Annotated in this window: 14 protein-coding genes; 4 read left to right on the top strand and 10 right to left on the bottom strand. The window is 72.8% G+C overall.

The genetic code is table 11. The features are described from left to right. Positions 1–86: 86 nt before the first annotated feature. Genes BM223_RS14005 through BM223_RS13995 form a run of 3 tightly spaced genes read right to left on the bottom strand, consistent with a single transcriptional unit; the run spans position 87 to position 4,284 of the window. Positions 87–1,253, bottom strand: coding sequence for a nitrilase-related carbon-nitrogen hydrolase (locus tag BM223_RS14005; RefSeq protein WP_082003663.1), 1,167 nt, complete (start codon positions 1,251–1,253; stop codon positions 87–89). Next, complete coding sequence (locus BM223_RS14000) at positions 1,250–2,572, bottom strand: M20 family metallopeptidase (RefSeq protein ID WP_038679075.1); 1,323 nt, start codon at positions 2,570–2,572, stop codon at positions 1,250–1,252. Before BM223_RS14000 ends, BM223_RS14005 begins: the two co-directional genes overlap by 4 nt. Next, positions 2,569–4,284: an amidohydrolase gene (locus tag BM223_RS13995; protein ID WP_038679074.1), complete on the bottom strand. Its 1,716-nt coding sequence runs from the start codon at positions 4,282–4,284 to the stop codon at positions 2,569–2,571. The genes BM223_RS14000 and BM223_RS13995 overlap by 4 nt, the downstream gene beginning before the upstream one ends. Before the next feature lie 103 nt (positions 4,285–4,387). Between BM223_RS13995 and BM223_RS13990 the strand changes: the two genes are divergently transcribed. Beyond that, positions 4,388–4,987 (top strand): TetR/AcrR family transcriptional regulator, encoded by a 600-nt coding sequence (locus BM223_RS13990; protein ID WP_082003662.1) that lies wholly within the window; start codon positions 4,388–4,390, stop codon positions 4,985–4,987. Positions 4,988–5,065: 78 nt separating this feature from the next. Next, positions 5,066–6,013, top strand: a complete 948-nt coding sequence (locus BM223_RS13985; protein ID WP_038679072.1) for a heme o synthase — start codon at positions 5,066–5,068, stop codon at positions 6,011–6,013. Positions 6,014–6,190: 177 nt separating this feature from the next. Here the strand turns inward: BM223_RS13985 and BM223_RS13980 are convergent, their stop codons facing one another. The 7 genes from BM223_RS13980 to BM223_RS13950 all read right to left on the bottom strand — a co-directional run bounded on the left by BM223_RS13980 (position 6,191) and on the right by BM223_RS13950 (position 13,362). Continuing rightward, on the bottom strand, positions 6,191–7,075 hold the full coding sequence (locus BM223_RS13980) for a COX15/CtaA family protein (RefSeq protein ID WP_235318898.1): 885 nt from the start codon (positions 7,073–7,075) through the stop codon (positions 6,191–6,193). A 2-nt stretch (positions 7,076–7,077) separates the two neighbouring features. Further along, positions 7,078–7,845 (bottom strand): ABC transporter permease, encoded by a 768-nt coding sequence (locus BM223_RS13975; protein WP_038679070.1) that lies wholly within the window; start codon positions 7,843–7,845, stop codon positions 7,078–7,080. Further along, entirely contained in the window at positions 7,842–8,783 is a 942-nt protein-coding gene (locus BM223_RS13970) for an ABC transporter ATP-binding protein (protein ID WP_038679069.1), read from the bottom strand. Before BM223_RS13970 ends, BM223_RS13975 begins: the two co-directional genes overlap by 4 nt. Before the next feature lie 23 nt (positions 8,784–8,806). Next, positions 8,807–10,501, bottom strand: coding sequence for a flavin monoamine oxidase family protein (locus tag BM223_RS13965; protein WP_038679067.1), 1,695 nt, complete (start codon positions 10,499–10,501; stop codon positions 8,807–8,809). Then, positions 10,498–11,325, bottom strand: coding sequence for a carbon-nitrogen hydrolase family protein (locus tag BM223_RS13960; RefSeq protein WP_075018623.1), 828 nt, complete (start codon positions 11,323–11,325; stop codon positions 10,498–10,500). The genes BM223_RS13965 and BM223_RS13960 overlap by 4 nt, the downstream gene beginning before the upstream one ends. A 106-nt stretch (positions 11,326–11,431) precedes the next feature. Next, positions 11,432–11,887, bottom strand: coding sequence for an Lrp/AsnC family transcriptional regulator (locus BM223_RS13955; RefSeq protein ID WP_038679066.1), 456 nt, complete (start codon positions 11,885–11,887; stop codon positions 11,432–11,434). Positions 11,888–11,892: 5 nt separating this feature from the next. Further along, a complete protein-coding gene (locus BM223_RS13950) occupies positions 11,893–13,362 on the bottom strand; it encodes an amino acid permease (protein ID WP_038679064.1) in 1,470 nt (489 codons plus the stop codon). Positions 13,363–13,495: 133 nt separating this feature from the next. Here BM223_RS13950 and BM223_RS13945 point away from each other — a divergent pair, with 133 nt between their 5' ends. Together BM223_RS13945 and BM223_RS13940 are read left to right on the top strand one after the other, a co-directional pair. Continuing rightward, positions 13,496–13,861 (top strand): hypothetical protein, encoded by a 366-nt coding sequence (locus BM223_RS13945; RefSeq protein WP_052138661.1) that lies wholly within the window; start codon positions 13,496–13,498, stop codon positions 13,859–13,861. After that, entirely contained in the window at positions 13,854–14,273 is a 420-nt protein-coding gene (locus BM223_RS13940) for a hypothetical protein (protein ID WP_200886979.1), read from the top strand. Before BM223_RS13945 ends, BM223_RS13940 begins: the two co-directional genes overlap by 8 nt. The last annotated feature ends 32 nt before the right edge of the window (positions 14,274–14,305 follow it).

Here is a 14,305-nt window from a genome sequence, read left to right as displayed (position 1 = left end):
CCGAGCCTACCGAGAGCGCGTGGGAGTGGGACATTCGCATGGCGCCCGGACGGCGTGCTGCCGGCCGGGCGCCACGGAGGGCCGTCCTACGACCAGTCGGACGCGATGGCGTCCAGGTCGCCGTCGGCCGGGGTGGGGAAGTGGCGGGCGCCCGGGAACCGCACCGACGGCTCCGTGTACGCCCCGGACTCGACCAGCCGGGCGATGTTGGCCCGGTAGACCTCGTCGACCTCGGCATGGCGGCCCGGCTCGGCGTCCAGCCACAGGTTGGCCGGGTGGATCGGCCGGTCGTACATCCTGCGGAACAGCTCGGTGCGCACGTCCTTGAGCCAGTTCGAGTTGAGGTTCATCATCCGGAACTGGCGCAGCGCCTCGATGTCGACCGGCGCCGCGATGATCGCGTTCGCGCCCGAGGAGGCGCGGGCGATCACGTGCCCGTTGTAGTCGACGACGTGCCCGTTGCCCCCGGCGATGTCGACCGGGTGCTCGGCGGCGGGGGAGGAGTACACCGGTCCGGTGTTCGGGCACAGCATGTAGAGGCTGTTGAAGTGCGCGTGCGCCCGGTTCTGCAGGAGCCACGTGCCGCCGTCGTCCGGTCCCGAGGTGGTCATCGGCACCGCCTCGCTCGGCCGGTAGACGAGCTCGGCGCCGTTGAGCGCGAGCGCCCGCACCGCCTCGGGATACTCCCCGTCGCTGCAGCAGAGCGTGCCGATGTTGCCGATGTCCGGTGTGCGCAGCACCGGGTAGAAGGCGTCGATCCCGTCGCCGAACAGCTCCACCCAGCGGTCGTAGACGTCGTGCGGGGTGCACGAGTGCTCGCGGCACCACACGTGGTTCTTCGCCGCGCGGTGGACGATCTCGCCGCTCGGCGAGATCACCACCATGACGTTGAAGAAGCGGTCCTCGATCACCTCGGGCCAGCGGGCCTTGCACTGCACGATGACGTAGGTGTCGTACATGCGCGCCAGCTCGGCGATCCGCTCGGTCTCGGGGCCGGGGATGTCGATGAACAGGTCGCGCGCGCTGCGGACGTGGGGGAGGTCGTAGATCTCGTCGGTGAACCCGGTGAGCGCCCCCTCCGAGAGCGCGACCAGCCTGACCGGCAGGTTGATCCCGACGATCGACACCGCGGCGTGGAAGGCCTCCTCGATGGTGTCCAGGTTGCGGGCGATGTGCTCGCGCGCGCCGATGCCGTGGACGAACGTCGAGAGCCCCACCGCGAGGTACGGCGCCACCGGTGCGCTCGCGCTCATGCGGCACCGCACCAGCGGACGGCCGCCGTGGCGTAGGCCTTCGCGGCGACCATGATCTCGTCGATCGCGCAGCGCTCGTCGACCGCGTGGGCCATCGACAGCGAGCCCGGGCCCAGGCCGACGGCGGGGATGCCCGCGGCCGTGAACCAGGTGAGGTCGGTCGCGCTCGGGAAGGGACGGACGTCGGGCGCCCCCGCGTACGCCGTCCCGGCGGCGGCCTCTTCGCGGGCGGCGACGACCGCGCGGCAGAAGGGGTCCGCCCGGTCGGTCCGTCCGCCGGGGTAGTGCATCGGCCACTCGACGCGCGGCAGGTTGCGGCGCAGCCACGGGTCGCCCTGCGCGACCCGGGCGACCGTCGCGGTGATCTCGGACTGGATCGCGGAGACCTCTGCCGAGGGCGGGTAGAAGATCGCGTAGTCGAGCGTGGTCTCGTCGGGGATGAACGCGACATTGCGCGCGGCCCGGGCGCCGCCGTCGATGACGTCGAGCCCGATCGTGAACTGGCCGGGCTCGAACAGCGGGTCGGTGAGCGTCACCTCCCACTCCTCCTCCAGCCGGCGCAGCGCCTCGTGGACGAGCAGGGCGCCGTCGACCGCGCTCGCGGCGACGGGCTCGGCGTCCGGTGCGGTGCGCAGCTGGGCGCGCATCAGCGAGCGGGCGGAGGCGTGCCCGGTCCTGCCGGCGACGGTGATCCGCATGACCAGCACGCCGGGCGTCGCCGGCATCACGCTGAGCGAGCCGACCGCGCCGGTGGGCTCGGCGATGATCGCGCCGTGGGCGGTGAAGCCGTGGCCGAGCACCAGGGACGTGCCGAGGTGGTGCTCGAGGTTCTCCTCGCCGGCGACCCCCTGGAGGACGAGGTCGCCCCGCAGCCGGACGCCGGACTCGCGCAGCGCCCGCGCCGCGAACGCCTGCGCGACGAGCCCGCTCTTCATGTCGACCGCGCCCCGGCCCCAGATGTGCGTGCCGTCGACGTGCCCCGCGAACGGATCGTGGGTCCAGGTGCTCGCGTCGCCGGCCGGGACGACGTCCAGGTGGCCGTTGAAGATCAGCGAGCGGCCGCCACCGGTGCCGCGGACCACGCCGACGACGTTGTCGCGGCCGGGGGCCTCGCCGAACAGCTGCGTCTCGGCGCCCGCCTGGCGGTAGTGACCGGCCAGCAGCCGGGCGACCTCGGTCTCGCCGCCGACGAGGTCGTCGTAGTCCTGGTCGGGGTACGTCGGGTTGACGCTCCGGACGGCGATCGCCTCCTGCAGCGTGCCGACGAGCTCGTCCTGCATCCCGTCGAGGCGGGCGAGGACCTTCTCCACGGCGATCATGCCGTCACCTCCGCCGTGTCGTGGACGACCTCGCCGCCCAGGTAGGTCCGCAGCACGCGCGTGTCGCGGAGGTCGTCGATGTCGCAGGTCAGCGGGTCGCGGTCGACGATCAGCACGTCGGCGTGCTTGCCGGGGGCCAGCGAGCCGATGTCGGACCAGCCGAGGACGCTCGCCGCGCCGGACGTCCACATCCGCAGCGCGTCGAGCCGCGAGAGGCTCTGGTCGGGACCGTCGTTGCGGTGGTCGCTGCCCGCGAACCGGTGGGTCTGGGCGAGCTCGATCTGCTCCCAGGGGTTCTTCGGTCCCCAGTCGGAGCCGCCGGCCAGCTCGAGGCCCAGGTCGGTCAGCCGCTGGAGGGGCTCGAGGTCGCGCCAGGCGTGCTCGCCGATCCGCTCGCCGTACATGGCGCCCTTGCCCCAGGCGAAGCCCGCGCTCGTGGTGACCTGGAAGCCCAGGTCCTTGTACCGGCGGGCCTGCGCGGGGGTGATGGTGATCGCGTGCTGGAGGATCCAGCTCCGGTCGCGGAAGTCGTGCTCCTGGACGACGCGCTCGGCGATCTCGAGGAAGTCGTCGTGCTCGCGGAACGCGCCCAGGCACATGTTGGCGCGGATGCCCTCGGTGGCGCAGAAGCGGACGAACGCCTCCTCCTTCTCGACCGAGATGAACCGGGTGCCGCGGGTGGGCCGGCCGAACGGGTTCTTCGCCGGCTCGTACGTCGCGAAGTAGCCCGAGAAGCACGGCCCGCCGGGGCTGATGGTGAGCCCGTCGGTGCGCAGCAGGTCGTCGGAGCGGTCGCCGACCTGGGCGGCGAACTGGCGGAGCCGGGCCGCGAACTCCTCGTCGGTGAGCGGGTCGAAGGGGTAGAAGATCACCGACTCGACGTCAAGGGTCGCCTGGATCCGCATGGTGAGGGCACCGGACGCGCGCAGGTGCTGGTAGAGACCGAGGTGCTCGGGCTCCATGGCGTGGCCCTCGTACCCCGTGGTGACGCCCTGGGCGGTGAACCGCGCCATCTCGGCGAGCGTCCCCGCGGCTGCGGAGTCCATGCTGGGCGGGGGGAGCTTGGTGAGGATCTGACCCCAGAACGGGTCGTAGGTGTAGTAGTTGGTGACCGGGCCGCGCAGGATGCCCGTGAGGTCGCCGTCGTCGGTCTTCTCGATCTCGACGTCGCACACCCTGTCGGGGATGAAGGCGGTGAGCCCGACCGCGCGCAGGCCGGCGCTGTTGAAGGCGACGACATTGGGCATCCGCGGCGCCCAGGCCTGGATCATCACGGGGTGCTCGTCGGTGGCCGTGTCGAGCACCCGGCGGCCGGGCAGGTGCCGCTCGAGCAGGTCCTTCTCGTTGCGCCGGATGAAGTAGTGCGGCTCGCCGACGGGCGTGCACATGATCCACTCGCCGGCCGGCGTCGTGGCGGCCTTGGCCCGGATCCGCGCCACGATGTCGGCGTGGTCGACGGCGTCGGTCAGGTCGACCATGCCGCCGGACAGGATCCCGAAGTGCATGACGTGCGGGTGGGTGTCCACCAGGCCCGGCATCACGACGCCGCCACCGGCGTCGACGCGGTCGGCGCCGGACCCGGCGACGTCCTCCATCTCGCGCCGGTCGCCGACGGCGAGCACGCGCCCGCCGGAGAGCACGACCGCCTCGGCCTCGGGCCGGTCCGGATCGAGGGTGAGCACGCGCCCACCGGTGATGAGTGTGTTGGTCATGAGTGGCCTTTCGCCGTGGTCGACAGTGACGTGCGCCACCGTAGTCCTGTGTTCTCCGTTTGGAGAAGACTGTCGGTGAAATCGGCCCGGATACGATGCGGCCATGCCTCCGCCCCCCTCCGTGCGCGAGCCCCGGATGGCCCGGGGCGTCGCCCGGCGCGAGGCGCTCCTCGATGCCGCGGTCCGGCTGCTCGCCCGCGACGGCGTCGGGGCCCTGACCCACCGGTCGGTCGCCGCCGAGGCCGGCACCACCCACGGCAACGCCCGCTACTACTTCGGGACGCTCGACCAGCTGCTCGACGAGGCGCTCCGGCGCCTGGCCGACCGCCAGATCGCCGAGGTGCGCGCGGTCTTCGAGGAGCTGCCCGACGTCGACGTCGCCCAGCGCGTCGACCGGCTGACGTCGTACCTGATGACGGCGCTGACCGACGACAGGGACTCCGCGATCGCCCGCTACGAGCTCTTCCTCGGCGTCGCCCGCCGTCCCGCGCTGCGCGCCAGCCTCGACGCCTGGGGGACCACCCAGCGCGCCGCCTTCGCCGGCGAGCTGCGCGGCGCCGGGGTCGCCGACCCCGAGGCGGCGGCGGCCGACCTGCTCACCGCCGTCAACGGTCTCGTGCTCGAGCACCTCGCCCTGCCGGTCGACGACTTCGAGGACGCCCGGCTGCGGCCGCTGGTCGCGAGATTCTTCCCACAGCACTGACCCCCGTGTCCGCTTTCTCCCCCGAGAAGCGCTCGGGCTACACTCGGAGCGCTTCTACCCCTGTTTGCGAGGACTTCCGTGACCTACGTCGACCCGACCAGCCCCGAGCTGCTGGCTGACGACGAGGGACCGCAGAGGGCGACCTTCCGCGACGTGGTGATGGCGTACGTCGGGCTGACCAAGCCGCGCGTCATCGAGCTGCTGCTGCTGACCACCGTGCCGGTGATGTTCTTCGCCGCGCGCGGCGTGCCCCCGCTGGGGCTGGTCGTGGCGACCGTCATCGGCGGCACGCTGTCGGCCGGGTCCGCCTCGGTCTTCAACTGCGTCTACGACCGCGACATCGACGAGCAGATGCGCCGGACGCGGCGGCGGGCGCTGCCCCGCCACATCGTCACCCCGGCCGCGGCGCTCGTCTTCGGCGTCGTCCTCGGCGTGCTCTCGACCGTCGTCCTGGCCCTGTGGGTCAACCCGCTCTCCGCGGTGCTCTCGGTCAGCGCCAACGCCTTCTACGTCTTCGTCTACACGATGCTCCTCAAGCGCCGTACGACGCAGAACATCGTGTGGGGCGGCATCGCCGGCTGCTTCCCAGCCCTCATCGGCTGGACCGCCGTCACCGGTGAGCTCTCCTGGGTGCCGATCGTGCTCTTCGCCGTCGTCTTCTTCTGGACGCCGCCGCACACCTGGGCCCTCGCCCTGCGCTACCGCGAGGACTACGCGCAGGTCGACGTCCCGATGCTGCCGGTGGTCAAGTCGGCCCGCGTCGTCGCGCTCCAGATCGTGATCTACAGCTGGGTCATGGTCGCCACCTCGCTCCTGCTGTGGCCGGTCGCCTCGACCGGGCTGCTCTACCCGATCGTCGCCGTCGTGCTCGGCGCGGTCTTCCTCGCGCAGGCGCACGGGCTGCACCGCCGGGCCAAGACGTCCGACGAGCTGAGCGTGCTCCAGCCGATGCGGCTGTTCCACTCGTCGAACCTGTACCTGTCGCTGCTGTTCGTCGCGGTGGCCATCGACCCGCTGCTGCACTGAGCTGACTGGCGCGAGCGCGGCTTCGCCGCTTGGAAGAGGCAGCAAGCTGCCCCGCTAGCGGCTCACGCCGCGCTGCCGCGCTCGCGGTCGAGGTTTGCTGGGTGCGGGGTTTGCTGGCGGCCAGACGGCCGCTCGCGCCCCCTCGCCCCGACCTCGGACGGCCGGCTGCGGGCCGGTTTATCCCCGGGCGCGGGTGGTGACGACGACCCGCGCGATGCCCGCGGCGATCACCGCGGCGCCGAGCATGTGCAGCCCGACCAGGATCTCGGGCAGGTCGGTGAAGTACTGGACGTAGCCGAGCAGCCCCTGCGCGAGCTCGACGACGAGCAGCACGCCGGCGAACATCGCGAGGCGGTGGTCGCCGCGACGCCGGGCGACGAGGGCGAGGGCGATCGTCAGGACGACGAGCAGCCACACCGAGTAGCCGTGGATGTGCGAGACGGTGGCCGGGTCGAGGCCGGTACGGCGGGAGTCGAGGTCGCCGGAGTGGGGTCCGGAGCCGGTGACGACGGTGCCGAGCCAGAGGACGACCCAGCCGACGGCGAACGTCACCCAGGCGAGCCGCGTCGACACGGCGGAGGCGTCGGGGCGGGTGGGGCCGGTGAGCTCGTCGAGGATCCAGACGCAGACGCCGACCATGGCCATCGAGACGAGCAGGTGGCCCGCCACGACCCACGGGTTGAGGTCGGTGAGGACGGTGATGCCGCCGACGACCGCCTGGGCCGGGATGCCGGCGAGGACGACGAGGCCGAGCGTGCGGACCCGGCCGGCGCGCTGCCAGGCGGCGACCACGAAGGCGAGCGCGATGGCGAGGAGGACGTAGGTCAGGAGCCGGTTGCCGAATTCGATCACGCCGTGGATGCCGAGGGCGCCGTGGGCGGTGTAGGACTCGTCAGTGCACTTGGGCCAGGTGGGGCAGCCGAGGCCCGAGCCGGTCAGGCGGACGGCGCCGCCGGTGACGACGATGAGGATGTTGGCGACGAGGTTCGCCCACGCGAGCGGCACGAGGCGTGCCGCCAGGGTGCGCTGCAGGCCGGCCAGTCGGGTCGTCGTGGTGGTCACGGTCACTCCCACTTGAAGGTTCGGGCGGTCAGGGCCGAGCCGGCGACGGCCCAGGCCGCGAGCACGACCAGGTCGCGGACGGCGATCGCGCCGTCGCACGCGCTGCGCATGGCCTCGCCGAGCGCTCCCGAGGGCAGCCAGCGGACGACGTCGCCGAGGCCGCCGTACTGGTCGGCCGGCAGGACGACGGCGCCGCCGGCCAGGAGCAGCAGGTAGACCAGGTTCGCGGCGGCGAGCGTGGCCTCGGCGCGCAGCGAGCCGGCGAGGAGCATGCCGAGGGCGGCGAAGGCGGCGGTGCCGCACAGCGCCGCGAGCACGACGCCGAGCACGCCGACGACGCCGGACGGGCCGGACCAGCCGAGCGCGAGCCCGACCCCGCCGATGACGACGAACTGGAACACCTCGACGACCAGGAGGGCGAGCACCTTGCCGCCGAGCAGCGTGGCGCGGGACAGGGGAGCGGTGCCGAGCCGCTTGAGGACCCCGTAGCGGCGCTCGAAGCCGGTCGCGATCGCCAGGGAGGTGAACGCCGTCGACATCACGGCGAGGGCGAGCACGCCGGGGGTCAGCACGTCGATCGGCTTGCCGCCGAGGTCGAGGCCGACCTTCTCGGAGCCGCGGACGGCGCCGACGAGCACGATCACGGGGATCACGACGGCGATCAGGAGCTGCTCGCCGTTGCGCAGCATGAGGCGGGCCTCCATGCCGGCCTGCGTGAGGAGCTGGCGGCCGACGGGCGCGGCGCCGGGGGCGGGCGCGAACGTGCTCATGACAGGGTCTCCCGGCCGGTCAGCTCGAGAAACACGTCCTCGAGGTTGCGCTGCCCGAGCGAGAGCGACTCGGGGAGGACGTCGTGGGCGGCGCACCAGGCGGCGACGGTGGCGAGCGTGCTGCTGTCGGCCGGTCCGGAGAGCTGGATGCTGAGGGGGTCGAGCTCGGTCAGCTCGGTACCGGGCCCGAGCTCGGCGGCCAGGGCGGCAGGCGCGCCAGGGGGGAACGGCTGGGTGACGACGATGCGCAGGGTGGCGACGGTGCCACCGCGGGTCAGCTCGAGGGGGGTCCCGCTCGCGACCAGCCGGCCGCGGTCGACGATGTGCACCTTGTCGGCGAGGCGCTCGGCCTCCTCGAGGTAGTGCGTGGTCAGCACCACGGTCACGCCGTCGTGGCGCAGCTCGTCGAGCAGCTCCCAGACGGCGCGGCGGATCTGCGGGTCCATGCCGGCGGTCGGCTCGTCGACGAAGACCAGCTCGGGCCGCCCGATGAGTGCGAGCGCCAGGCCCAGCCGCTGCTGCTGGCCCCCCGACAGCCGCCGGTACGGCGTCCGCCCGCACTCGTGGAGCGCGAGCCGCTCCATGAGCACGCCGGTGTCGAGGGGGTGGGCGTGGAGCCGGGCGAAGTGGTGGAGCATCTCGTCGGCCCGGGCGCCGCTCCACGCGCCGCCGGACTGCAGCATGACGCCGATCCGGGGGAGCAGCGTCCGCCGCTCCCGCACCGGGTCGAGCCCGAGCACCCGGACCGTGCCGGCCTGCGGACGGCGGTAGCCCTCGCAGGTCTCGAGCGTGGTCGTCTTGCCAGCACCGTTGGGGCCGAGGACGGCGGTGATCGTGCCCCGCTCGACGGTCAGCGAGAGGCCGTCGACGGCGACGGTGTCGCCGTACCGCATGACCAGTCCGTCGACCTCGACTGCATGATCACCAGCGAGAGACACGGCGACAGTCTAGGAACGCGCTCTCAGAGGCCGTCGGGCAGGGCCAGGGGGGCGAGCTCGTCGAACCGGTCGCCCGGGCCGGGGTTCGCCGGGGCGCTCGCGCCGCCGAGGTGATGCACGACACCCCACACCGCGTTGAGGGCCGTGGTGACCGCCCCCTCGGCCCATCCGGCGGTCCACGAGATGTCGTCGCCGGCCAGGAAGATGCCGCGCTGGTGGGCGGGCAGGGCGTCCTGCACGAAGTGCGTGAACAGCCGTCGCTGGTAGCGGTAGTGGCCCGGCAGGTTGGCCTTGAACGCGCCCATGAAGTTGGGGTCCGACTCCCACGAGACGGTGATCGGGTCGCCCACGATGTGCGACGCGATGTCGACGTCCGGGTAGATCTTGCGCAGCGAGTGCAGCTGCAGGCGCACCCGCTCCTCGACCGGCAGGGCGAGCCACTTCAGGGCGTCGTCGTTCCAGGTGTACGACAGGCAGATGGACGCGGCGCCGTCGTCCTCGAGCAGGTACGTCGCCCGGTTGAGCCGGTCGGTCAGCGTCATGCTCATCAGGTCCCGCCCGGTCGCGGGGTCGGCGTCCTTCCAGAAGGGCCGGTCGACGCGCACGAACGTCTTGGACGACTGCATGTAGTGCGTGCGCTCCATCGCCATCCACAGCGCGGGGGAGAAGAGCGACTCGTCGACGTCGATGCGCGCCGAGAGCAGCCAGACCTGGCAGGTGACGACGACGGCGTCGTACTCGCGGGTGGTGCCCCAGCGGTCGGTCAGCGCGAACTGCCGGTCGGTGCCGGGCGCGATCCGTGCGACGCCGGGCAGCGGAGCGCCGCCGTGGAGGCTCGCCAGACTGGTGCCGGCAGGCCAGTGCACGCAGTCGTCCGGGGCGTCGTTCCAGAGCCGGACCGGCAGCTGCTGCGCGCCGCCGTGGACCATCTGGTGCTCCTCGTCGGCGTTGGTGAAGATCACCCGGAGGATCTCGAGCATCGAGTTCGGGAAGTCGGTGTCCCAGCCTCCGGTGCCGAAGCCGACCTGCCCGAACGCCTCGCGGTGGCGGTGGCTGCGGGCCTGGAAGGCCTTGCTGTTGGCGAGGAACCCCGAGAACGGCTCCTCGTCGAGCTCGAGCACGAGTCGTGCCCACAGCTCGCGGATGCGGGGGACGTCGCGGTCGGTGAGCGCCCGCTGCATCTCGGCGAAGCCGACCTCGCCGAGGGCCTCGTGCCAGGCGTCGGCGACGTCCTTGAGGAAGGGCGGGAGGTCGTCGTAGGTGCGGGCGTAGTGGGACTCGCCGCCCAGCTCGATCACCGTGCTCGGCGTCGCCTCGGAGAGCGGGTTGGGGAACGGCGAGGTGCGCAGCCCGACCTTGTCGATGTAGTGGAAGAGCGCCCGCGACGACAGGGGGAAGCGCATGCCCCCCAGCTCGGCGATGGGCCCGTCGGCGCCGCCGAACGGCTGCGAGCGGAGCCGGCCGCCGATCTGGTCGGCCTCGTAGATGACGGGGCGCAGGCCGAGCCGCATCAGCTCGTAGGCCGTCACGATCCCGGACAAGCCGCCGCCGACGATCGCCACCTCGCGCCCGTGGTGCTCGGCCGGGACGGAGCCGAGCCCGGCCGGGTGGGCGAGCTGCTCGTCGTACGAGAAGGGGAAGTCGGGGCCGAGCATGGTGACGCCGGTGGGCGCCCCGTCGGCGGGGACGGCGTCCGGGGTGGTCTGGGCGGTCGTCATCGGTGCAGGCCTCCGTAGACCTCGGGCCGGCGGTCGGCCAGGTGGGTGTTGGCGCGGCGCGCGTCGGCGAGCGCGACCGGGGTGACGGTGCCGACGACGAGGGCGGCCTCGTCGCCCGCGCGGGCGAGGTCGGTGCCGTCGGCGCCGACGACGCAGCTGCTCCCGCAGTAGGTCAGGGCGTTCTCGGTGCCGGCCCGGTTGGCGTAGACGATCGCCATCTGGTTCTCGTACGCGCGGGCGCGCACCAGCAGGCTGCTGACCGTCTCGTAGGGCTCCATCAGCGCGGTCGGGCACACGAGCAGGTCGGCGCCCGCGAGCGCGACCAGGCGGACCTGCTCGGGGAACTCGATGTCGTAGCAGACCAGCAGCCCGACGGTGAACCCGTCGAGCGAGGCGACGACGGGGTGCCCGTCGCCGGGGACGTACGCCGCGGCCTCGTCCGGGCCGTAGAGGTGCGCCTTGCGGTGCCGCGCGAGCACGGTGCCGTCGCGGTCGACCAGCTCGGCGGAGATGTGCACCGTCGCCCCGTCGCGCTCGGGCCAGCTCCACGCGATGGCGAGGCCGTGCGCGGCGGCGATCGCGGCGACCGCCTGGGCCATCGGACCGCCGGCGGGCTCGGCCAGCTCGGCCGCGTACGGGCCGATGTCGTAGCCGGTGAGCGTGAGCTCGGGACAGACGAGGAGCCGGACGCCCTGCGCGGCGGCGTCGGCCGCGGCGGCGTCGAGCGCGACCAGCGCGGCGGGCACGTCGCGCAGCGGGCCGTCGGCCTGCCAGGCCGCGACGACGAGCCCCGGGGCGCCGGGGGAGGCGGTGGTGTCGGTCACGGGCTCACGCTATTGCTGCGGCGACGCAAGATCGAGAGATGCGCGTTGCCGGTCAGCGGAGATCCGTTGCGTCGCGACGGCCCGCGCAGGCGATCCGTTGTGGCGCCTACGAGGGCAGGCTGCCCTGCTCGCGGCGCAGGAGGGGCGACATGACGAGCTCGCTCTTGGTGCGCACCATGAAGTCCTCGCGCGCGATCCGCTCGACGACCTGCTCGAAGTGGCGCACGTCGGAGGCGAGGATGTGCAGGATCGCGTCGGCCTCGCCGGTCACGGTCGAGGCGGAGACCACCTCGGGCAGCCTCTCGACCGCGGCCAGGATCTGGTCCGGGGACGTCGAGCCGCGGCAGTAGATCTCGACGTACCCCTCGGTCGACCAGCCGACCACGGCCGGGTCGACGCGGACGGTGAACCCGGTGATCGCGCCCGACGCGACGAGCCGGTCGACGCGGCGCTTCACCGCGGGCGCCGACAGCCCGACCCGGTCGCCGATCTGGGCGAAGGTCGCCCGGCCGTCCTCGAGGAGGACGCCGATGATGGAGCGGTCGAGCTGGTCGAGCTGCATGGCGCTCATTGTGGCGGAACCGGAGCCGCGGCCGGGCGGCCGAGGCGCGAGTGCCGGCGGCCGTAGCCGGCGTAGAGGCACAGCCCCAGCGCCATCCAGCCCAGGAACACGATCCAGGTGGACGCGCCGAGGCTGAGCATCGCGTAGCAGCACAGCGCGGCGCCGAGCACCGGGACCAGAGGAGCCAGGGGTACGCGGAACGCGCGGGGCAGCTCGGGCCGGGTCCGGCGCAGGATGACGACGGCGACGTTGACCAGCGCGAACGCGAACAGCGTGCCGATCGACGTCGCGTTCGCCAGCTCGCCCAGGGGGACGACGGCCGCGAGCGCGCTCACGAAGAGCCCCACCACGAGCGTGTTCGCGCGCGGCACGCCCGTGCGGCGGTCGACCCGGGAGAAGAGTGGCGGCACGAGGCCGTCGCGCGACATCGCGAACAGGATCCGGATCTGCCCGTAGAGCACGGTCAGCACCACGCTCGCGATCGCCACCACCGCGCCGAGGGAGAGCAGCCCGACCACGACGGAGCCGCCGCCGGCCTGGTCGACGATCCGGGCCAGCGCGGCCTCGGTGCCCTCGAACCGGCGCCAGGGCATCGCGCCGACGGCCGCGAGCGCGACCAGGCAGTAGAGGACCGTGACGATGCCGAGGGACAGCATGATCGCGCGCGGCAGGTCGCGCTGCGGGTTGCGCGCCTCCTCACCGGCGGTGGAGGCGGCGTCGAAGCCGATGTAGGAGAAGAACAGCGTCGCCGCGCCCGAGCTCATCCCGGCCAGGCCGAGCGGGAACAGGGGAGTGAGGTTGCCCGCCCGGAAGGCGGTGAAGGCGACCGCGCAGAACAGCAGCAGCGCCAGGATCTTCACGACCACCATCGCGGTGTTGACCCGCGCGCTCTCGGTGACGCCGCGCAGCAGCACGAGCGTCGCGAGCACGACCACGACGAGCGCGGGCAGGTTGACGTGGCCGCCGGCCCCGGGCGGCTGGCTCCACGCGTCGGGGATCGTCACGCCGACGGTCGCGTCGAGGAGCTCGTTGACGTACTGGCCCCAGCCGACCGCGACCGCGGCGACCGAGACGCCGTACTCGAGGACGAGGCACCAGCCGCAGACCCACGCGGCGAGCTCGCCGAGCGTCGCGTACGAGTAGGAGTACGACGAGCCCGCGGCCGGGATCATCCCGGCCAGCTCGGCGTACGACAGGGCCGAGAGCAGCGCGATCACGCCGGCCACGACGAACGACAGGACGACGGCCGGTCCGGCGACCGGGACCGCCTCGCCGAGCACGACGAAGATGCCCGTGCCGAGGGTCGCCCCGATGCTGATCATCGTCAGGTGCCCCATGCCCAGCGTGCGGCGCAGGTGACCGCCGTCCCCGGCGCCGGCGTCCGCGAGGAGCATCTCGACGGGCTTGCGGCGGGTCAGCTGGGAGCGCAGCGACCCAGGGCGCGCGGCAGCGGTCGGTGGTGCGGTCGGAGCCATGACGAGAAACGTACGGGCGGTGACGGCCGTCACGTAAGCGACGTGACTTGCGCTCCGGCACAAGAATCTTGCGCGAGAACCTTCTCTCGCGGTGCTTTGTTCCACACCCACGCTCCGCCCTACGCTGGCGGCCGTGACTCCCTGGCTCTACGGCGTGCTGCTCGTGCTCGCGGGCGTGACCGCCGTGCTGCTCGTGGTCGACCTGGTCCGGGACCGGTCCGCCCAGGACTCCCACTACATCGCCTTCGCGGTGCTGGAGGTGGCGCTGCTGGTCCAGCTCGTGGTGGGCATCGTGGCGCTGGCCCGCACCGAGCGTGACGTCGAGGGCGCCGTCTTCGTCAGCTACCTGGTCACCAACGCGCTCATCCCCGTGGTCGGCGCCTTCTTCTCGCTGGCCGAGCGCTCCCGGGTCGGGACGACGATCCTGCTGCTCGCCGTGGTGACCGTCGCCGGGCTCGAGGTCCGGCTCTGGGACGTCTGGGGTGGTCGGGGTGCCTGAGCCGGGAGTGACCCAGGGCAACGCGCTCTCGCAGGGCTGGGGCCGCGCGCTCGTCTTCGTCTACGGCATCTTCGCCGTCGCGGCCACCGGCCGATCCGCCGTCCAGCTCGGCATGGAGCCCGACCGGGCGCCGCTGGCGTACTCGCTCTCGCTGGTCGCCGCCGTGCTCTACCTCGTCGCCACCACCTGCCTGCTGCTCGGCGGCCGCACCGGCTGGCGGATCGCCGGCGTCGCGGTCAGCATCGAGCTGCTCGGCGTGCTCTCGGTCGGCACGCTCAGCTACGTCGCCACCGACCTGTTCCCGGACAAGACGGTCTGGTCGCACTTCGGCCAGGGCTACGGCTTCCTGCCGCTCGTGCTGCCCTTCGCGGGGCTCGCGTGGCTGCGGCACACCCGCCCTCCGCGAGCGTGATCCCGGCAACTAAGGCTGACCTTCCTTGAAGG

The organism is Pimelobacter simplex (genome assembly GCF_900114845.1).
Lineage (GTDB): Bacteria > Actinomycetota > Actinomycetes > Propionibacteriales > Nocardioidaceae > Nocardioides > Nocardioides simplex.
Note: the sequence above shows the minus strand (reverse complement) of the source record. Positions and strands in the feature narration are given on the sequence as shown.